The sequence below is a fragment of the Ercella succinigenes genome (assembly GCF_900002895.1).
Map to the genome: position 1 here is coordinate 128,771 of NZ_CDHP01000018.1, position 21,044 is coordinate 149,814.

The following is a 21,044-nucleotide window of genomic DNA, read 5'->3' on the forward strand; positions in this document are numbered from 1 at the left end:
TCAAATCGGTCTGACGATACAGCCTAAATCAATCGGCAAACTGCAATCCGTCCTTTGGTGTTTGAAAGAAATGTTTTTTTCTTAACATACAAATATTCATATTAATATTGGCTAATAATAATATAAATATTATACTAGAAACATTAAATTAATTAGAGAGGTGCCACTGTGGATAGAAATATTACTGTTTCAATAAATGAAGATATATATATGAAAAGTTTTCTCTTGCAATGAATCTTACAAAAGGTTCGTAAATTGAGGCTATAGAAACGTGCATGAAACGGTATATTGCGAAGGCTGTTGAAATTGATGGGCAGGCTACAATAGTAATGATGGAACGTTTGTGTAGTGATAAAGAGTACCCAGAATTATATGTTTATTTATTAGGGAGTTGTTAATAAATCACAAATTGCTAAGAAGGGATAATGAAAAATGAAACGAATAGCTATACTTATATCATGCTTAATACTATTTACTATATTTACAGCTTGCAGCAGCCATAAGACTGATTCATCTACAAGCGATTCAGCAAGCAATGCTACAAGCGATTCAGAATTAGTTGGTTTTGAACCAAAGACATTGCAAATTACAAGCCACGGCAAGGATAAAATAGCCGTAAGCATTGAGCATGAGCGCGTAAATCAAGTAATGAAAGAAAATAGCGACGGCAAAATATCTTTAGTGTTTTCAAGCAGTAATGACCTAATTTATATCATTGATATAACGCATGGGGGGTGGGTTTCATATTCTATTACCAATAATTCTGGCAATCAACCGCCTGATGATATGTTAAATGGTCAACCAAACACGTTTAATATATCTGAAAATAAAGTATCTTTTGAAATAGTGCAAGCTGACATCGGGGAGAAAATTGCTTCATGTGACAGTTATACTGTTTCCTATAAGGGGGCAAATGTTGACGCCGGAGATATGCTTGCATATGGACTTTTGACTGATGTTTTAACCGCAAAAGAACATCAATCAAATGTTAAGCTTATATATTACAGCGATGATGAGGTTCTTATTCGCTTGTCAGGTGAAGTAATTCAGAAAAATTTAAAAGATAGCGAAAATGATACATTATGGGTAGGTTTTTATCTTAAAGGCACTTCAGAACGTGAACCCTCATATAAAATTGCATTTTCATATGGGGAAGATAACGGGAATGGCGAAGAATATGTACAAGCAAACTTGATGCAAGTAACGTCTAGTAGTGATGTTTATCTTCGTGGTGACGAGAATCCTCATGCAACAATGACGAAGAACGGGTGCTCGGGGCTTATTTTTTATAAAGATATAAGAAACCTGCTGTCTGCTTGCGAAAAAATAGTTATTACAGACCAAAATAGAAATATTGTAGTGGAAGAAATTTATGCAAATGCTATTTCAGTTGAGGATATTAATATCCCTCCAATTCCTGATATTTTCCCGATAAATGATAGGGATAAGGATTTCTTCTATCCGACTACGGACGACTATGTTGTCATCATGGTTGATATGCCAGCGGGTGTAATCTATGATTATGGGTATGCACGTACTGATTTTGGTGAGTTTTATATGCCTGTGGATGCACATGAATCTCCATTTAAAATTGTTGTAATCATTTCATATGACGAATTTGGCATTGCAAATCAAAGAGCAAAAATTATTTATGCATCTGTTGCTGATGCAATGAAGGCAACAGCCACGCGCTTAGACTGGTTATCTGTGGATGAGCTGACCGGTGATGAAGAAGCAGATAATAAAATCCGTGCAGATTTCTTTGAATCACTTGACCAAAACGTATTTGGTGCATCTCAAAACGGTGACAGTGCTTACCAATATTTTGGGCATTTTGACAACGTGAGATATTTTGCATCAAAATCACAAAACTTAATTGATTTATGCACTTTTTTATATTTATCTTATGACCGGAATTCGCCATTTGATGAAGATGGATTTTTGTTTGAAACTAATAGTTATGCCTATGAATTCCCTAATTTTGATATTGGCGATTATTCAATACGTGAAAGGACTGCAACAATCACAGCTTTTTACTCAGGGGGCAAATGAATAATAATTTCTCATAGAATATATAAAAATGATCAATAAATCAACACAAACAGTAGCCAATATTGGAGGTGTCCCCAAATATGCACATCGATAAAAATTGGAGAAAAAACAGTTTCAAAAATTTAATTAAACGACCATCATCTTAGTGATTATGTTATTTTCAGTGTTTCTCGAACCGATGCCTCAGGCAATGGTTTTGAATAATAGAAACCCTGTGCAACACAACAGCCTTTTTGACGTAATGTTGTTTCCTGTTCTATGGTTTCTATTCCTTCTGCAACAACGCCAAGCTGGAGCGCTTCTGCTAATTCAACAATAATTTTAGCGATAGTACCATCTGATTTTTGAGGAATATCTTTTACAAAAGACCGATCTATTTTGATTTTATCGACTTTGAATTTTTGCAGATAAGACAAGGAGGAATACCCTGTTCCAAAATCGTCAATAGCAACCTTGATACTTCTGTTATCCAATTCCTCCAAAAGTTTGATTCCTTCGTTTTCGTTGTGAAGCAGCAGGCTTTCTGTAATTTCAAGCTCCAGACCTTTGGGGTCAATATTTGTCTCTTCTATTACTTTGTCGATCATTTCAATCAGGTATGGATATGTGAACTGGATAACCGACAGGTTTACACTAACCGTTATATCCAGCTGTTTTTGCTGTATATCTTTGACTAATTTGCATGCCTGCTGTAGTATCCATTCACCTATAGGCAAAATGATATCTGTTTCTTCTGCCAATGGAATAAAAACTCCTGGAGATATCATACCTGTTTCACTGTTCCATCGGACAAGGGCTTCTAGTCCTATCCAATTTTTTGAATCCATATTCACCTGTGGCTGATATTCAAGATATAATTCCCTTTTCTCTAGTGCTGTTGTCAGTTGTTTACGCAATTCAAAACGCTGAATAGTTTGCTTGTTTAGTTTTTCGTTAAAAAACTGAATGCGTTTGGCGCCTGTTTCCTTTGCTTGATTAAGTGCGGAAGCGGCACTGGAAATTATTTCACTGTAAGTTTTGGCATCATTGGGGTAAAGTGTTACTCCGACAGCAGCCTTGATTTCAAATTCTTCGTCATTAATGTTAAAACGTCGTTCAAGATCTTCACAGATAGTTTTCACACGGCGATATAATTTTTCTTTGCTTTTTATATCACTCATAAAAAAAGCAAATTCATCACCTGCTATACGGGCTGCGATATCTGTTTTTGTAGTATGATTTGTTAATATTTTAGCCATTTGAATTAAAACCTTGTTGGCATAATGATAACCTCTGGCCTCGTTAATATGTCTGAAACCTTTTATATTTATCTGCATGTATGCAAGCTGTCGAAACGGATTTTTCTCGAGCTGTTGGATTATCTTATTTTCTAAATAAGATTGTGTGTATAAATTAGTCAGGCTATCAATATTTTTCAGCCTGAAAATAGCTTCAGCCTGTTTTTGCTCTTCAGTTATATTCACAAGGTAGCCCAGATAATATATTTTATCTCCATAGAATAATGCTTCAATTCCCAGATTAAACAAGATTGATGTTTTTTCTTGCTGATCTGGCAAGGTCACTTGGGTTTGATATTTGCCACTGTTTGCATTGCTAAGATTCCAAATTTCTATATCAAAAAAAGTTCTAAGTATCTCGGTGTTTTCAATTGTTTCAGGAGTCTTTCGCAAAGCTTTGAAAAAAGCTTCATTGCCATATAGTAATTTCCCATCTTCTGTAACTACAAATGTTGCTTCCTGAGTGCCGGAAAGCAGTTGAAGCGTTAGTTCCAGTTTTTCCTGAATCCCCTTCCTATATTCGGTTTCAGTAATAAGCTCTTCGTTTTGAACCTGAAGCTCCTCTGTATACTGGCTGATAGCCTGACTCATATTGCTTAGACCTTTTGCCAGCTGGCCAAGCTCATCTTTGCGGTTATAATAGGATTGAGGAAAATCCATTATTTGTTTTTCATATTCGTATTTCATGACTTGATTAGTTATGGTAGTGATTGGTTTTGCCAGTTTAGAGCTAATCCACAAAGCAATTAATATGGATAATGCTGTTATACTTAACATAAGCTGATAATAACGATATCTCAGTGCATAATAAGGCTGCAAAACTTCATCTTCCGGCAAAAAAACAATTAATCTCATGGGTAGCTGTTTAAGAGCGGTTTCGGTAAAATACCATACTGTATTATCCTGATGGAACTGACGAACTTCATTGCCAGACATTTCCTGTGTGGACACATTGGCATTGAATTCATTTAGATAAAAACTTTCTGGATAGAAATCCTCGATTTGGTATTGTCCTGGCTCTAGCAGAACTGGCAAATCGGGATGATATAATACCTGTCCGTCATCAGCAGCGATGACGGCATAGCCATTTTGCCCAATATTAAAAGAAGACATTATCTGGTAAAGACTATCTATAGAAATATCTAAGGCAACAACGCCTATATCCTGACTATCTTTATAAATTGTCTTAGATATAGAAACGATCATCTCTTTGGTGGTTATATCTATATAAGGTGAAGTTATAACAGCATTCTTAGCTTTTTTACTTTCCTGATACCATTCCCGCCCACGCAGATAGTAATCTGCAGGAAGAACATAATCTTCGCTATTAGTTATTAGATCGTCCGCATTTGCAAGTCCTAAAAAAGCTAAGGCAATATGAGGTCTTTGTTCCTGTAATGCCTGCAGCTGACTGACAACTGAATCGTAGAGGGGATGAGATTTTTTTGCATATCGATTATCCGTTTCGTATATAACAGTAAGAAAGTCCTGATTGGTAGACATTGCATCAACCATTGCAACATACTCAGCAAACCAGCCGTCCAGTTCTGTCTGAAGCAAGTGGGTATCTTTAATAAGCTGTTGATGGCTGGTATTTATTATATTAGAAGACGCCTGTTGCCCCAGAATTAAACCGGCAAGCAAAAGCAGGGTAAGAAGCAGCGCTATCATCAAAACTGCTATTTCTCTTGCGATTCGCTTTTTGAACCAGTCCAAACCTGCACCGCCTCTCATTTGACATATGGGTTATTATATCATGAAAAAAGAAGAGAACTGTAAGAGAAAAGAACGGAAAAAGAACGAAAAAAAAGCGATGATGCAAAATTAATTTTACTTCATCGCCTTCTTAAAAATAAAAATAAAAAAAGGTGTATTCTAATGTTTAGTAATTTGAAAGTTATTTTGTGAACCTGTTATTTGATAAAATTATCAGCCTGTAGCTTAGCTATTTTATATCTTTATCATTCTACAAGTTCAGGTTCCTTACTAGCTGCTGTATCATAAATCAGTGCTTCATCAGAGCTTTCTTCAGCCAAAGGTTCTGCACTTCTTGGAGCTATGATCGTGACAACTGTTTCATCAGGGTCAAAACTAGTTGTACATCCTTCCGGCAATTCTATATCACGAACACAGAGAACATCTCCTAGCGATAATTTACTTACATCCGCATGAAGATTAGCTGGAATTTCATCTGGTTTGCTCAATATTGTGATCTCATGCAGTACCAAAGAGATCACACCATCATCTGCAACACGTTCATGTTGACCTGTAACGACAATCGGAACATTTGATTCAATTTTTTGCTCGAGAGAGATTTTTCCCATTTCGACATGTGTATAAACATTTTCGCGAAGTATGTCATACTGGATGTTTTCAATACGAGCAAGATGCTGATCTTTCTTTCCTACTTCAAGGTTTAGTACAACATTGCTGCCTGCTGGAGTGTGGAGTGCTTTTTTAGATCTCTTGCTGATACAAACAAGGTAATAGATTCATCGCCTTGATTATGCAGAACTGCCGGAACATTACCTTCTCTCCGCAGCTGCTTCAGATAACTCTTACTGCCAATTGGCCGCCTTTGAGCCTGGAGTGTTACATGTTTCATTACTTAACCATCCTTTCTAATTTGTATGCTTTAGTTTGGACATTATTAAGTTAATCACATCTAGCATTATAACGTTGTTGGTTTGTAAGGTCAAAACCAGTCGGATAAATCTGATATAAAAATTGTTTTAAGTAAATGCTTACGAATTAGGTAAAGTTATATTTCAACAGATGAATTATAAGTATTTTGATTGGTTTTGGAAAATATCTTGCATTGCCATTATGTTTTCATAACTAATATCGTGGGATACCGCGTGTGTTGGAGCGGCAATATAACCTCCGTCTTTAGACATTGTTTGCATTATTCTAATGGTTTCTCTACGTATTTCTTCAGGTGATTTTTTTGAAAGTAGCTGCTGTGTGGAAATTCCTCCCCATATTGAAAGATCTTTACCAAATTCTCGTTTGAACCAAGAAATATCGTATATCTCTGTTTGGAATGTTTGATAGCAGTCAAGTCCGATATCTATTAAATCAGGAAATATCTCTGATATATCACCACAAGAGTGCTGTATTATGTATTTGTTGTTTTTACGTGCTGCCTTGTACATCATGGCAAGTCTGGGCTTAATATATTTGCGCCAGTTCAATGGTCCCATCAACGTTCCGTGTTGCTGTCCCCAGTCATCTCCAAAATAAACTGCATCAAGAGGGTATTCATTTATAATATCTATAAGTTTCAAATTATACTCACAAATGCGGTCGAAAAGGCTATGCATAAACTTTTCTTCTGCCGCCATATTATACAGAGCTTCCTCCATAGTAAGATAACTCCATGCACGTTCAAACAAAGAAAATCCAATTCCAAAAAACTTAAATTGGTCACTTTCTATATTGACCACATTCTCTATACTTTTACGAAAAAGGTTTTCATCAAATTGCGGTTCCTTATACAAAGAAATATCTGGTTCGCAAATAATTGGATTTTCTACAACACCAATATCTTTATCTACTCCTGATCTGTTCCAAATCACCCCATAATCGTCCTTAAAATAACCAGGTAAGCTACTATCAAATTCTTTTGGATAACCCCAGTATTGCTTATAGTAAAGATGATTGTTAAATGTGTTATTTTCAAAATCTTCATCTAAATAAAAGAGCATATTAGTCTTGGCTTGTTCTGTAAATTCACAAAAATGTGGAATTATATCACTAGTGCTATGGTTTAAAGCTGCGATTACTCTGCTTCTTCTTGATTTTGAATCCATTACTGCCATCCTCGTTTCTATACTAAATGGATAGTAAAACTAGTCTAAAGAGTTTGCGAATAGCTTTGTTCCTTAGACTAGTTCATAATCAGCTTGTTTTATGAAAGCAAAAGAATTACCATTTTTTTAGAGCTTCGATGATGTCTAATTCCTCCTGTTCGGTTTTGGTTGCGATACATAAATAAATTCCTTGAGGATCGACATTGTTCATAAATTCGGTTAATTCTTCGATTGCTAAATCAACAATTATTCCTTTTCCTGCTTTTTGAATTTTTTTAATTAATGGAATCCACTGCATAATTGGTGCATCTTCTGCAACTCCCTGAACCCACTGAATTGCATTCAGATTAGGCAATTTTAAAATTTGATCGATATGTCTTGCAACTCCGGGTCCATCCAGATGAAATATATTGTGATCCATGTAAGCGGTTTCTCTGGCTAACCCCTCATATGCAAGCTCATTAAACTGATCGCAGGAAATCATAGAGGCAAAATCACAACTTGGTATATGGAGTTTCTTTTTTGATGGAATATTCAACCAGGTTACAGATAGTTGATTATTGCTTTTAAGCTTTTGGTCATATTTGTCAAAAATTTTAATAAAATCATCGTGAAAATGATTGTTGAGTCTAATTATTTCATCAGGGTTGTCATATACATCATAAAGGAGTTGTTCTGTTCCTCTTAAAGCTGCGACTAAATCTAATCCTGGATGCAAATCAGTATAACCAACTAAATATTTGTTTTCAGCTCGTTTAATTGCTTCTGAAGTCATTTCGTCAAGCTTTTTTATATACTCGCTATCCCAATCAATCCGAGGCAATCCATCGACTAATTTAATCTTTTCATATGCTGGACTATCATCAAAGATGCTTGGTTCTGCCCATGCAGTAACCTCACCATATTCATGCCTGCAACCGTAACATGCTGCAAAGACATTAGGACCTAAATTCGGCCAAAAAACCGGGAATGTTTCCCCATGGAATCTACTTTGGGAAAGAAGGTTTTCAAACTTATCTAACTGATATTCTGTGTCAAACCATCTGTCTTTTAAAGATGCCCACTGTTTGTTCGATTTTATTTGTTCTTCAAATTCAGAGTTGTGTCTGCTGAATCTAACAGGCGGTCTGTCAACAATTTCTCCGTTTAACCACTTGTGAACTCTATTTAAGGATTCTTCAATATCGGGTTTACATGAAATAGAATACATATATTATCTCCTATAATTATTTGATTGGGGCTTATACTTAACTCAAATATTCTTTTTTCTAGTAATATGCAACTATTAATTATTTAGAGTTGGGCAAGCACAGCTTATGTCTGTTACCTTGTTTTTCTTTTGTTTAGCATAAATATCGAAAGCTACTGCGGCTATAAGTACTAATCCTTGTATTACTCTCTGAACATAGTCTGACAATCCTGCTATTATCATTCCGTTTGCTAATATTCCCATAATGAGAACGCCTGCTATAACACCTGTAAGTTTTCCATCGCCACCGTTTATACTGACTCCACCTAGAACAACAGCTGTAATTATATCCATTTCATAACTAGTACCTGCTTTGGGTGTTCCGCTATTAGTTCTTGATAGTAAAACAATGCCAGCAATTGATGAACACAATCCACTAAAAGAAAAAACAAAATATTTGATTCTTTTCACATTTATGCCTGATAATCTTGTTGCTTCTTCGTTCCCGCCTAGACCATATATGTACCTTCCGATAGTTAGTTTATTCAATACAATGTATCCCAATATGAACATAAGGGTCATTATAATAACAGGAATTGGGAAAATTCCAATATATCCCTGACCTATGATTTCAAAGCCTTTTGGAAATCCGAAAATTGGTTTTCCTCCTGTGGCAAGATATGCAACTCCTCTAACCGATGTAAGCATACCTAATGTTGCAATGAGAGGTGGTAATTTTAACTTGTTAATAATAAAACCATTAATCAGTCCAACAAATAAACCTGTCAATAGACCGCCAAGAATGCCAATAAACATCCCAAGGCCCAATCCTTTTTCAGGGGATATTAGGAAGGCTGTCACTATTCCGACTAAACCAATGGTAGAACCAACTGATAAGTCAATTCCTCCTGTTAGCATGACAAAAGTCATACCTACTGCAGAAATGCCAACAACTGAAACTTGTCGTAAAATATTGAAAATATTACCTTTAGACAAAAAAGCACTTGGATTTAGAATTGAAAATAAAACTATCAGTAATAGCATTACTATATAAATACCATATTTAAGTAGTATTTCATTTTTCCCTGCACGTTTTTCGGATTTGTTTGAAATCATACTACCAACTCCTTTTCATGTTGTGTGTATCCATAGAAGCTAAGTCAAGAACCTTTTCTTGTGTTGCTTCCTCTCTTAATAATTCGCCTGTGATTCTTCCTTCATGCATAACAACAATTCTATCGCTCATACCAATAAGCTCTGGCAGTTCAGAAGAAATCATAATGATAGATATTCCTTGACTTGTTAATAATCTCATTAGTTTGTATATTTCTTGTTTTGCACCAACATCAATGCCTCGAGTTGGTTCGTCGAATATTAATATATTGCAATTTGTTGCCAGCCATTTTGCCAAAACAACTTTTTGTTGATTTCCTCCAGACAAATTTTTAACAAGTTGATTTTCAGAAGGTGCTTTGATATGAAGCTTTTTAATTAGTTGTTGAATTATACTATTTGCTTTCTTTTTGTTGATCCAACCATAATTGGAAATTTGGCTTAGACTGCTAAACACAATATTTTCACCAATAGTTAATCCGAGCAAAGCCCCTTGCCTTTTTCGATCCTCAGGAATTAAACCAATTCCATATTTAATTGCAGTTTCAGGAGATGCAACAATTACTTTATTACCTAAAAGTTTAATCGAACCTTCTTCTATTTTATCTGCCCCGAAAATAGCTCTTGCAACTTCCGTTCTGCCAGCACCAACCAGACCACCTAATCCCAGAATCTCTCCCTTTTTTAAACAGAAAGAGACACCTTTTAGATATGAGTTGCTAATATTATCAACTTCGAGAATGGTATCTCCTGCTTTAGTTGCCTGTTCGGGATAGTCATTTGTAAGCTCTCTGCCAACCATTAGTTTAATAAGTTCTTCTCTGTTACTATTTGATGTTTCAAGTGTTTTTATATATTGACCATCACGCATAACAGATACTCTATCGGAGATTTCAAATATTTCTTCCAGTCTGTGAGAAATATAAATGATGGTTACACCGTTAGATTTCAGTTTGTTAATGACGGAAAACATTGAAGAAATTTCAGGGCCGGTAAGCGGCGCTGATGGTTCGTCTAAGATTAGCATCTTTACATCTCTTGATACAGATTTAGCAATTTCGACAATTTGTTGATAAGCAATAGTTAGGTTTTTAACTTTCTGGTTTGGATCGATTCTTACACCAAGTGTATTAAGCACTTTGTCCGAATCAGCAATCATTTTTTCCTTGTTTAGGAAAAAGCCTTTTTTTATTTCCCTGCCGTAATATATATTCTCATAAACTGTCAGTTCAGGAACAAGATTAAATTCTTGATAGACAGCTCCAATTCCACGCTTAATAGAATCCAAAGGATCGTATTTTTTTATAACTTCACCATTGAATATAAGTTCGCCATTAGTCGGTTCAATACAACCGGTAATAGTTTTTATTAATGTTGATTTCCCGGCACCATTCTCACCAACAATCGCATGAACTTCTCCCTTTTTTATAGAAAAGCTAAGAGAATTGAGTGCTGTAACTCCGGGATAAAATTTGGTTATATTATTTATTTCTAAAATATTTGAACTATTCTGCGACACAGTATTTATCTCCTTGTTATGGGACGCATATGGGTGTTCCACACACGTCCCTTTTACTAACTAGAATTTGATTTGAATATTGCTTCCTTGGATATTCATTTTTTAATGTGAATGCAAATAACAGTTTTAGTAATCAGAAATATTTTCTACTGTAACAGGGATCATTTCTATTTTTTGAAGACCTTCTACCGGCCCTTCTGTTAATACTCTACCGACTAAATCTATAGTATCCTTACCTGTTTGTATTGGGGCGATATCTACTGTGCCCCTATAAATAGTGCCTTCTTTTATTTTTGCAATAGCTTCTTCTGTAGCGTCCAATCCGACTATACAAAAATCATCGCTGTCTTTACCTGCGGCTTGTACTGCATTTAAAGCACCAAGTGCTCCTGAATCATTTATACAAGCGATTACTTTTATATTAGGATTGGCTTGAAGCATAGCAGATGTTACTTGTTCGCCTCTTTCAGGTGTTGCTGCGGACTGTTCGTTTACAATTTGGGCATTAGGAGCAATAGCAAGTATTCCTTGTTTAAGTCCTTCGCCACGATCGATAATAGATTCCATCTCGGGATATGAAATGATTCCTACTTCTACTTCCTGATCTGCATCAAAATTATCTTTGATCCAATTTCCTGCAATTGTTCCCCCTGCAATACCAAATGCAAGCTCTTCAAGTCCTAACCATGCATCATAACCATCTACAGGCTGTGTCACACATATTACCCTTATTCCGTTTTCCTGTGCTTTCTCTACATATGGAACCAAAGCCGCAGAGTCGTAAGGCGCAATTATTATTGCGTCTACATTATTGGCAATGAAATTTTCAATAGAATTGATTTGTGCCTGAGCATCGGATTTGCCATCTGCTATGGTTAAATCCCAACCTAATTCATCGGCTCTTTCCTCAAGCCCTTTTGCTAGATCAACGAAATAAACATTACCAAGATCTTGTAAAGTAGCACCTATTCTATAGGTTTCTTCACCATTAGCAGGTTGCTCAGAATCCATAGTTTCTGATTCTGTTTGTTCTTCACTTTTGGTAGTAGTTTGTCCTGGGGTATCTGTTGTACAACCGACAAAAATCCCAGCAAACAATGACAACATAAGAACAATTCCAATAATCCTTTTTTTCATGATAAACCTCCTCAGATTTTCGATTTGTGCAGGTGTTTCTGCATGAGGTTCATCTTAAACAAGGATTTTTCGGCAGTAAATATTTCAAATTTGTCATTTGATGGACATCTTTATCATATTCATTTTCAAAGATAAAAAAATGTGATTATGTCAAATAAAGAACATCCAGATGTTTATACTATTTTATTAAATTTGTTGGTATATCGTAACGATCTGGAACAATTTCTCCTTTTATCAGTCTCATTGCAAAATCAATGCCAAGAGTTCCTGTTAGGTAAGGATTATTGTCTACTGTGCATTTTATGCCCCTCTGTTGACTAATGACAGAAAGAACTTCGGGAGTTGCGTCTATTCCTCCAATAAAAAACGTATCTTCTTGCATTCCTCTAGCTTCAAAAGCTTCAAGAGCACCCAATGCTCCTCCATCATTTATACACAAAACAACCCTCAAAGAAGGATTTTCTTTTAATATTTCCTGCGTTGCGGCAAAACCTTCTTCGGGTCTTGAAGCCGATTTCCTATCTATGATTCTTGCCATATCTGGATACTCTGATAAACCATCGATCATTCCTTTAACCCTGTTTTCGATTTGCGGAATTCTTGGATAATCAAGAATTGCAACATCCGTTTGCTTCTTATTATTATCATTAATCCACTGACCCGCTTCTTTTCCCAACAAATATCCCAGCTGCCATTCATCAGATGCTAAATGAACGTCGCAGTTGGTAATTTTAGTCGAGTGTGCGATAACTTTAATACCTTTTGCTCTAGCTGCAAGAAGTGATTCATCTACTAACTCTGGTGAAAGAGCAGCAACAATTATTGCATCTACTCCTATTTCGATGAACTCATTCAAATCATCAACCTGCTTGTACTGATCCGACATAGGATCTTTCATTATCAAGCGAATAGGGTAGTTGGCAGCTTCATCCTTTACACCTCGCCAAGACTCGCTATAATAAGGATTTGTCATGTCTAAGAACGATACACCTATAACATATTGATCTTTATTTCTATTTTCATTAACGGGCAGATTACTATCGTCATTTTTGATGGCAGGGTAGCAACCAGTAGGAAAATATAACGTTCCCAAAAGCAAAACACATAAAATTAATACTATTTTACCTCTGTTTTTACTAATCACTTTTTTGCTCCTCTGCTTTTATATTATTTTTGGCAAAATTATTTCTGTATTGTCCTGGCGTTAAACCCTCAAATTTTTTAAAAATACGAATAAAATTATTTGTTGAACCTAAACTGCATTTGTCAGCTATCTCTTGTATTTTTTCATTTGTATTTAGAAGAAGTTCTTTAGCTGCTTCTATTCTAATTGCTGTCAATTTTTCGGAGAAATTCATTCCGGTTTCTTGTTTGAATAATCGAGATAAATAGGGTGAGCTCAGATACACTTTATCTGCCATTTTATCAAGTCTTATATCTTCACCATAATTTTCTGTCATATACTTTACTATGCTGTCAATTATCGTAATATTCTTTGTTCCTTTTTTAGTAGTTAATGCGGGCGTTAAAACTCTAATATTGATTTTTAACCAATTTCCCATATCTACAATTGTTTCTTGCTCTATTAGTTCTTGGTAAAGATTTCTATCTTCAGAAAAAAAGTCTTCTAGTGACCAGCCATTGTCTATAGTTTTGGAAATTATATCGCTTAAAATAGTCGACATCATCAAAAAAATTGTTTCGGACATAGGATTGGGTTTGAGGCAATATGTTTTTACGATTTTGTCAATTATTTTTTCTATTTGCTCCAAACTCCCGTTTGATATAAAAGTGTCTAATTGATCTCTTTTCAAAAGATTCATAAAATCATTTATATCACTGTTTTTTCCTCGTTCAATTAATGCTTCATATATGACTGAACTACCAAGTTCCATTTTGTGCTTAATTAACTCCAAACATTCGTTAAAAGCGTGTGATGCATAAATAAGGTCATCGAACATGTGACTTATAGAAATGCTTACTGATAATGGTAGATATAATCCTATTTCGTTGTGAATTTTCTGGCACTTTTCAATCATATCACTATCGTTTGCATTAGATGAAACAATAAATGTGAAGTCTCCTTTACCTATTAATGTATATAAATATTTGCCAGATTCACCCAATCTCTCACAGACAATGTTTTGTATGCAAAATAACCAAAGGGCTCGATCTTTTATATTGGTTTCCTTAAAAAATTTATTTGCATTATCTATCGAAACAAGAACTACATAATAAGAGCCATGTTCTAAAATATCTCTGGCAATTTCAGAATAATAATTAAAATTTCCTTGATCTATGTTGTTTTCAAGCAATAAAAATCTGGCAACACTATCTCTAGCACTTATTTCATCTTGCACAATTCTCTCTGACATAGATTGATTTTGCTGCATGATTTTTTTAAAAGCTAATCTAAATAGATCAGCTTCACTAACCGAAGTTATGTTTAATTCATCAAGTGCGCTTTCCTGTTGCAATTCTTCTACAACACTGCTATACGGATTAGAAATTTTTGATGTTATTATTTTGGCTATTATAATACCAAATATTAGCCAAACCAATAAAATTAAAGATACACTTAGAGAAATTCCACCCACTTTTTGTTCAATATAATTTGTCGGAATATAGTTTATATAGATCCAGCCGTTATAAAATGATTGAATCATAGTTTCAAAATAAGATTTTCTATTATTTGCAAAATCAGAATCAAGCAAACTGTTTCCATTCCATGAATAATTATTGCTAACTAATATAGTTCCGTCGCTATCGACTAATAATGTAAACTCTCCGTCGATCGGATTACTGCTTTCAATGTTCCTCGACAATTCTTCAACAGATAGATTAATTATTAAATAATCCTCAGAATCATTTGCCAATAAGGTCATATAGCTTAATACTTGTGTTTCTTTTCCTGTGTTATCAACAAATCCTCTAGTATTTATCCAACTTGCTTTTTCGTTAAGAGGGAGTTCTTTCTCCCAATTTGTATCATAAAAATTATCAATTCTCCATATGCCATCATTAGATGACAAAATAATTTTTTCTTTATACAGGCAGATATAGACTGAGTCTATAATTTTATTTGTATTTCTAAATGTACGTAAACTTTTAATTATGTATCCAAGATCAGAAAAATCATTACTTCGTAATTCACTAATTAATTTATTTGTTTCTTGGTCAAGTGAAAAGGCAATTACAGACTGTTCTATTCCTCTTATAATAGAATTTGTAGTTCTTTCTGTTTGTTGAAGCGTTCTTTCTTGTGAATAAGCTATTTGATTGCTAAAAGCGGTTGCGAGAAGGCTGTAAGTAGTTGAGCCGATTATTATTACAGAGACAAAGAGTATAACAAAAAGAGCAACGAAAATTTGCTTTGATAATTTTTGCTTTTTTATATTGCTAAAATCAATCAACTTGACCATCTAATCACCATATCTTTTATGCACTTTTACAATGCCTTATTATATCACAGGATGCTAAATAGTTTTAAAAACCAGTGTATTTTGATCTATCTTATTTTGCTTTTTTTTAGCAGTGATTTTAACATAAACTTGAATAATAAAAGTGGTTAGGTAGCTAAAGTTTTAAAAAAATGGTATTCTATTTCCGTTGAATTTAGTTAAAACTTGAAACGAAATAATCTAACAACAAACAAACCTACCTGCCAAGATAGTTAATGTGGAGGAAGTGCTATGTTTTGTAATAATTGTGGTTTTAAGCTGAATCAGGAAAGTATATTTTGTTCCAAATGTGGTATGAAGCAAATTCCCGAAAATGCACCAAATATTGCTAGTAACGAACAAAATTATGTGCAGCAAAATTCATTCATAGATCCTAATGCTCAAATGACACCTGATTATTATGCTCAGCCTGCTAATGCGCATTTGTATAATTCTCAGCCTATGAATACAAAAAAGGCGAGTAAATCGTTGCTTATAAAAATTATTGTTGCCTCAGCAATATTTGTGTGTGTACTAGCAATTGTTTTGATATCTACATTAACAAACCCCGTAAATAGATATAAACAAGCATACAGAAATAAAGACTCAGAAAGTATGTTTTATATATATTATGAACACATAGTTGATAATGAAAGCCGTTATGAAAAAATTCAAAATTATCTTGAGAAGGAAGCACACAAGACCCTTGATCTTTTTGAAAATGAACATATAACATATGAAGAATCGCGTGAACGTTTGGGCATAATTGGTGGTACTTATATAGTTTCGCAAGATATTATAAATTCTATTGGTGGAGAAATATTTCGTATAGAAATGGAAAGAACAAATTAATATAATTAGCAATAAAGCAATTTGCTTATTTATACCGATAGAGGTGCAATATGAAAATTTCAAAAAATAAAATTATTTTGATCTGTTTACTGATACTTGTGACGTTTTTTGTTAGTGGATGTATACCGGGTGACGGTAAAGCAGATGCGCAGAACACCGCAGGTTTTTTCTGGGGGGTCTGGCATGGCTGGCTAGCTCCATTATCGCTAATTATAAGTATATTTAATCGCGATATCAGGATATACGAGGTTTATAACAGTGGCTGGTGGTATGACTTCGGATATTATATGGCGATAATTAGTGGTTTTGGAGGATTGGCCTTGTCGCGGAAGAAGAGGCGCTCAGACAGTTCAGAGGTCTAGTAATGGTTGCAGCGTGATACGCATATAAATCCAAAACAAAAAAGACTCCCTGATGGGAGTCTTTTTGTTTTGGAGCCTTTATCCGGGATCGAACCAGACCTCACCTTGCCATGGCTGCTTGTTGAGTGTTAAGCAGCAAAATATAGTTACCACAGACGACAGAAAAACAACAAAAACAGCTTGCCTAAAATAAAATGAAGCTAAAACAAAGTGAAATGTACAGCGACACTTTATTTTTTGTGATTAGTGCATTATCTGCTGGCAGTAGCTTACCTGCTGACTTCCACTTCAAACGAAACTTTTTTTATTGTATCAACTGGAATACCAAAAATTTGGTGAATTTCTGTGTTACCTAAATTCTCTGGCGGCAGCATCATTCTCAACACTGCATCCTTAATTCTCTTGGGATGGCGTTTCGACCGGTCTACTATGTGTCGTTGCTTATTTTTTTCAGGTTCCATTTAAGGGTTCCTTTCTGCATTTTTGCTACGACAACTATTAGGGGTCACTCTATCTCAAATCAAAAAAGCCTTAGAATGCCTGTCAATAGGTCTTTACAGCCGTATTTGACTATAAGATTGTCTGGCACTAAGTACCAGACGAAGTTATCGCTTTAAATCGTCAAATATGCTGATATAAAGACACTTCAAAGGATTATTCTGATATCCTTGTCTGGCACCAAGTGCCAGACAAGAATTATAATAAAAAGCCTGTATAAGCCTGCAAATAATGCATTTACAGACTTGAATTAAATTATATAGAGTGTCCCGCTTACCTGCTGTCATTAACTCTATTCACTGCTATGCACAGGGCAATCCAAGATTAATTGATAATGTCATGAGTTAAGCTTTAGATCTTGGTGTACAGATGAATAAATCTACTATTGTCTGCGATGTCATTATGCCTGCTGTTGAGGCACAATCTCTTTTTTGAGTTCTGTATTTAATGAAACAGCTTGATCTATTATTGGGGGCTATGGTTTTTGCCATAGTCTTCTTTTTCTGTTATTTTGTCGTGACTATTATATTTTGCTGTTTTTCTACTTTTTTTGTAGATTTTATTCTGTCGTTTAACAGTTGAGACTGGATAGCCTTCGCCATGCGGCGTTGCTGGTCAGGTTTTCTGTGCTCATGTACATTCGTACACTGCGCTCCTCAACCTTCCCGCGCCTTGCCTGGCTCGACTCTGCAGTCTATAATCGTCCGCTGCGCGTCCGATCGCGCATCCATGGTAAGGCTGAGATCGCTCAGTATAATCATGGTATATGCTTAATAACGTAAAAAACTCCCCCCTGAGGGGAGAGTTTTCTACGTTTTGGAGCCTTTATCCGGGATCGAACGGACCTCACCTTGCCATGGCTGCTTGTTGAGACTGGATAGCCTTCACCATGCGGCGTTGCTGGTCAGATTTTCGGTGCTCATGTACATTCGTACACTGCGCTCCTCAACCTTCCCGCGCCTTGCCTGGCTCGACTCTGCAGTCTCTAATCGTCCGCTGCGCGTCCGATCGCGCATCCATGGTAAGGCTGAGATCGCTCAGTATAATCATGGTATATGCTTAATAACGTAAAAAACTCCCCCCTGAGGGGAGAGTTTTCTACGTTTTGGAGCCTTTATCCGGGATCGAACCGGAGACCTCATCCTTACCATGGATGCGCTCTACCTACTGAGCTATAAAGGCATGTGTTTAATTTTGTGGAGCGGGTGAAGGGAATCGAACCCTCGCGGTCAGCTTGGGAAGCTGAAGTTCTGCCATTGAACTACACCCGCATTTTGTTTCCCCCTCATAATGTGCATTGACAATTATAGCGGTCGTTTAATATCCTGTCAAGCCTTGTTGAGTCAGGCAAAAAAGATAATTAAAATTTAGAAACGTACTGCTACCAGGTCTTTTAAGGATTAATTTCAGCAATCAGCTTGCTGCCACATATGAATAACAAGGCATTGTTGCCAAATAGCTTATTACCAGCGCTTTTTAGCAATTTTGAATAAAACCATGAGTGCATCCTAGTTGACCCCGTAAAAAGTTCATATTGATTCTTTAAGGAATGCATGATATTCTTAAACTATATTTTGATAATCAAATTATTTGATATTCAAATGTTCGTTGCTTGATATATAATATGATATATAGCTTGGTAAATGCAAGTTATGAGGAGGAATTATTATGCAAACTGTAGTTGGGAAAACATATTTTGATGAACCACGTTTCCAGACTTTGAGAGAGCTTCTCCATTACTGTGCCAGTCAGTATAATGATATGCCTGCTTATCGTTATCATGTGGCTCCTGAGGGAGAGGAAATTGTTAAGAGTTTTAATCAGCTTATTGAGGATATAGATATTTTTGGTACTGCTTTGCATATGCTGGGTCTTAAAAGCAGCCATATTGCAATTATTGGTGATAATTCATATCAGTGGGCGATTGCTCACAATGCTGTTGTTAATGGTACCGGCGTTTCGGTTCCTCTTGATCGCCAATTGCCGGAGCAGGAAGTTGTAAGCTTATCTGAAAGAGGCAAGGCTGATGCTTTTATTTATGGCGGCAGACACCATGATATAGCTAAGGCTGTGGCAAAAGTCAATAGCAGAATCAAATATTTTATTTGTATGAAAGATGACATTATTGATTCTGAATTGCAAAAAGAGGATTCCCGATTCATCCAGATGTCTGAATTGATGGAAGAGGGTAAAAAGAGACTTGATTCCGGAGATTCAGCTTTTATAAATAGCGAAATAGATCCTGATGCCATGTGTTCTTTGCTTTTTACTTCCGGTACTACCGCTATGTCAAAGGGTGTTATGCTAAGTCATAAAAATATTACTTTCAATGTATACGGTGCTGCATCGACTCTTCATATCGAAAAAGGTCAGAACGCTTTATCTGTTTTACCTTTGCATCATACTTTTGAAAATACCGTAGGTATGTATATGATACTCTATTTTGGTTGTTGTATATGTTTTACAGATGGTCTAAGATATTTCACGCAGAATCTTAAGGAATGGAAGATTAACATTTTGCTTGCTGTTCCGCTCTTGTTTGAAAATGTCTACAATCAGGTTCAGAAAACTTTGGCAAAATCCGGTAAGCTTAAACTTGTTAACAGAATGCGTAAAATATCAAATGTACTGCGCAAAGCAGGTATAGATAAAAGGCGTAAAATATTTCATCAAATACTTGATGCGGTAGGTGGGGGGCTTAATCTTTGTGTAAGCGGCGCTGCTGCCATAGATAAGGAAATCGTTGCTTTTTTCAATGACATAGGCGTTGATTTTTTTGCCGGATACGGTCTTACTGAAACTTCACCGGTCATATCTGTGTGTAACCAGTTTGTGAATGTTTATGGTAGTGTAGGAAATCCTTTGTCTTCAATAGAAGTTGCTATTGATACAGAAGAAACTGCACCTGGAGCTACTGGTGAAATTCTTACAAGAAGTGATAGCGTAATGATTGGCTATTATGAAAATGAAGAAGCAACAAAAGAAGTAAAAACAGAAGATGGCTGGCTAAGGACAGGTGATATAGGTCATCTTGATAAAAAAGGCTGTATTCATATCACCGGCCGTAAAAAATCTATGATAGTTCTCACTAACGGCAAAAAAGCTTTCCCTGAAGAAATAGAGTATCTCATTAATAAAATTGAAGGTGTTAAGGACTCATTAGCTTGGGGCGATGAGTCTTCAAGAGACGCTGTAGATATCTGTATAAGAATTACAATGGATAAAGATCAGCTACCTGAATCAGTGGGAAAAGAAGATGATTCTATCAGTAGATATCTTTCCGATCAGCTCAAAGCGGTAAATTTGGAAATGCCGCCTTATAAAGCAATTAAGTATTATATCTGGAATGAACAGGAAATGATAAAAACAACAACTTTAAAAATTAAGAGACCTGCAGAAACTGGATAAAGTCCGTATACTTGGTGTAAATTGAGAAATAAAAAAGAGCCACGAGCTCGCTTTCGGTATAATAGGTTTTGCGAAACTAACAACTGAAAGGAATGAGATCATGGCTCAAGTACATCTTACACTGGAAGACGAAATTCTTAAAGACCTTATGCTTGGAAATCGGGAGAACGGGGTGGCGAAATTACTGGAAAAAGTATTTGATGCGGTGCTGCGAGGACAGGCCAGCGAACAATTGAATGCCGAGCCGTATGAGCGAAGTGATGGACGTGTCAGCTATCGGAATGGCTATCGCGAGCGTACCCTGACAACTAGAGTAGGAACGCTGATTCTTCACGTGCCTAAATTCCGTGATGGCACCTTCTCTACCGATTTATTCCGTAGTTAC

The 21,044-nt window shown here is 35.8% G+C and carries 17 protein-coding genes and 2 tRNA genes; 5 read left to right on the plus strand and 14 right to left on the minus strand.

Annotated elements, in window-relative coordinates:
• Positions 1 to 383: 383 nt before the first annotated feature.
• Complete coding sequence (locus AC0KSB_RS05230) at positions 384 to 623, minus strand: hypothetical protein (RefSeq protein WP_472307161.1); 240 nt, start codon at positions 621 to 623, stop codon at positions 384 to 386.
• 25 nt (positions 624 to 648) lie between these two features.
• On the opposite strand from AC0KSB_RS05230, the gene AC0KSB_RS05235 reads away from it, so the two are divergent.
• Positions 649 to 2,052, plus strand: coding sequence for a hypothetical protein (locus tag AC0KSB_RS05235; RefSeq protein WP_472307162.1), 1,404 nt, complete (start codon positions 649 to 651; stop codon positions 2,050 to 2,052).
• A 149-nt stretch (positions 2,053 to 2,201) separates the two neighbouring features.
• Here the strand turns inward: AC0KSB_RS05235 and AC0KSB_RS05240 are convergent, their stop codons facing one another.
• The 10 genes from AC0KSB_RS05240 to AC0KSB_RS05285 all read right to left on the minus strand — a co-directional run bounded on the left by AC0KSB_RS05240 (position 2,202) and on the right by AC0KSB_RS05285 (position 15,512).
• On the minus strand, positions 2,202 to 5,045 hold the full coding sequence (locus AC0KSB_RS05240) for a bifunctional diguanylate cyclase/phosphodiesterase (RefSeq protein ID WP_472307163.1): 2,844 nt from the start codon (positions 5,043 to 5,045) through the stop codon (positions 2,202 to 2,204).
• A gap of 245 nt (positions 5,046 to 5,290) precedes the next feature.
• Positions 5,291 to 5,821, minus strand: coding sequence for a 50S ribosomal protein L25 (locus AC0KSB_RS05245; protein WP_472307180.1), 531 nt, complete (start codon positions 5,819 to 5,821; stop codon positions 5,291 to 5,293).
• Positions 5,746 to 5,934: a hypothetical protein gene (locus tag AC0KSB_RS05250; RefSeq protein ID WP_472307164.1), complete on the minus strand. Its 189-nt coding sequence runs from the start codon at positions 5,932 to 5,934 to the stop codon at positions 5,746 to 5,748. Before AC0KSB_RS05250 ends, AC0KSB_RS05245 begins: the two co-directional genes overlap by 76 nt.
• Positions 5,935 to 6,109: 175 nt before the next feature.
• Positions 6,110 to 7,141: a uroporphyrinogen decarboxylase family protein gene (locus tag AC0KSB_RS05255; protein WP_472307165.1), complete on the minus strand. Its 1,032-nt coding sequence runs from the start codon at positions 7,139 to 7,141 to the stop codon at positions 6,110 to 6,112.
• A gap of 115 nt (positions 7,142 to 7,256) precedes the next feature.
• Positions 7,257 to 8,351 (minus strand): uroporphyrinogen decarboxylase/cobalamine-independent methonine synthase family protein, encoded by a 1,095-nt coding sequence (locus tag AC0KSB_RS05260; RefSeq protein ID WP_472307166.1) that lies wholly within the window; start codon positions 8,349 to 8,351, stop codon positions 7,257 to 7,259.
• Positions 8,352 to 8,426: 75 nt separating this feature from the next.
• Complete coding sequence (locus AC0KSB_RS05265) at positions 8,427 to 9,446, minus strand: ABC transporter permease (RefSeq protein WP_472307167.1); 1,020 nt, start codon at positions 9,444 to 9,446, stop codon at positions 8,427 to 8,429.
• Position 9,447: 1 nt separating this feature from the next.
• A complete protein-coding gene (locus tag AC0KSB_RS05270) occupies positions 9,448 to 10,962 on the minus strand; it encodes a sugar ABC transporter ATP-binding protein (RefSeq protein ID WP_472307168.1) in 1,515 nt (504 codons plus the stop codon).
• Positions 10,963 to 11,088: 126 nt separating this feature from the next.
• The gene (locus AC0KSB_RS05275) at positions 11,089 to 12,099 is read right to left on the minus strand and encodes a sugar ABC transporter substrate-binding protein (protein ID WP_472307169.1); all 1,011 of its coding nucleotides are present in this window, start codon (positions 12,097 to 12,099) and stop codon (positions 11,089 to 11,091) included.
• Between the two features lie 178 nt (positions 12,100 to 12,277).
• On the minus strand, positions 12,278 to 13,243 hold the full coding sequence (locus AC0KSB_RS05280; protein ID WP_472307170.1) for a sugar ABC transporter substrate-binding protein: 966 nt from the start codon (positions 13,241 to 13,243) through the stop codon (positions 12,278 to 12,280).
• The gene (locus tag AC0KSB_RS05285; RefSeq protein WP_472307171.1) at positions 13,236 to 15,512 is read right to left on the minus strand and encodes an AraC family transcriptional regulator; all 2,277 of its coding nucleotides are present in this window, start codon (positions 15,510 to 15,512) and stop codon (positions 13,236 to 13,238) included. Before AC0KSB_RS05285 ends, AC0KSB_RS05280 begins: the two co-directional genes overlap by 8 nt.
• A 279-nt stretch (positions 15,513 to 15,791) precedes the next feature.
• Here AC0KSB_RS05285 and AC0KSB_RS05290 point away from each other — a divergent pair, with 279 nt between their 5' ends.
• Both AC0KSB_RS05290 and AC0KSB_RS05295 read left to right on the plus strand, forming a co-directional pair.
• The gene (locus AC0KSB_RS05290) at positions 15,792 to 16,391 is read left to right on the plus strand and encodes a hypothetical protein (RefSeq protein WP_472307172.1); all 600 of its coding nucleotides are present in this window, start codon (positions 15,792 to 15,794) and stop codon (positions 16,389 to 16,391) included.
• Between the two features lie 50 nt (positions 16,392 to 16,441).
• Complete coding sequence (locus AC0KSB_RS05295) at positions 16,442 to 16,753, plus strand: hypothetical protein (protein ID WP_472307173.1); 312 nt, start codon at positions 16,442 to 16,444, stop codon at positions 16,751 to 16,753.
• Between the two features lie 269 nt (positions 16,754 to 17,022).
• Here AC0KSB_RS05295 and AC0KSB_RS05300 read toward each other — a convergent pair whose 3' ends face one another.
• From AC0KSB_RS05300 to AC0KSB_RS05310, 3 genes are all read right to left on the minus strand, one after another.
• Positions 17,023 to 17,214, minus strand: coding sequence for a hypothetical protein (locus AC0KSB_RS05300; RefSeq protein WP_472307174.1), 192 nt, complete (start codon positions 17,212 to 17,214; stop codon positions 17,023 to 17,025).
• Positions 17,215 to 18,357: 1,143 nt separating this feature from the next.
• Positions 18,358 to 18,433 (minus strand) — tRNA-Thr (locus tag AC0KSB_RS05305).
• Between the two features lie 15 nt (positions 18,434 to 18,448).
• Positions 18,449 to 18,522 (minus strand) — tRNA-Gly (locus AC0KSB_RS05310).
• Between the two features lie 397 nt (positions 18,523 to 18,919).
• On the opposite strand from AC0KSB_RS05310, the gene AC0KSB_RS05315 reads away from it, so the two are divergent.
• Together AC0KSB_RS05315 and AC0KSB_RS05320 are read left to right on the plus strand one after the other, a co-directional pair.
• The gene (locus AC0KSB_RS05315) at positions 18,920 to 20,659 is read left to right on the plus strand and encodes an AMP-dependent synthetase/ligase (protein ID WP_472307175.1); all 1,740 of its coding nucleotides are present in this window, start codon (positions 18,920 to 18,922) and stop codon (positions 20,657 to 20,659) included.
• A gap of 100 nt (positions 20,660 to 20,759) precedes the next feature.
• Positions 20,760 to 21,044 (plus strand): transposase (locus AC0KSB_RS05320; protein ID WP_472307176.1); only part of this gene is annotated, 285 nt, incomplete at its 3' end.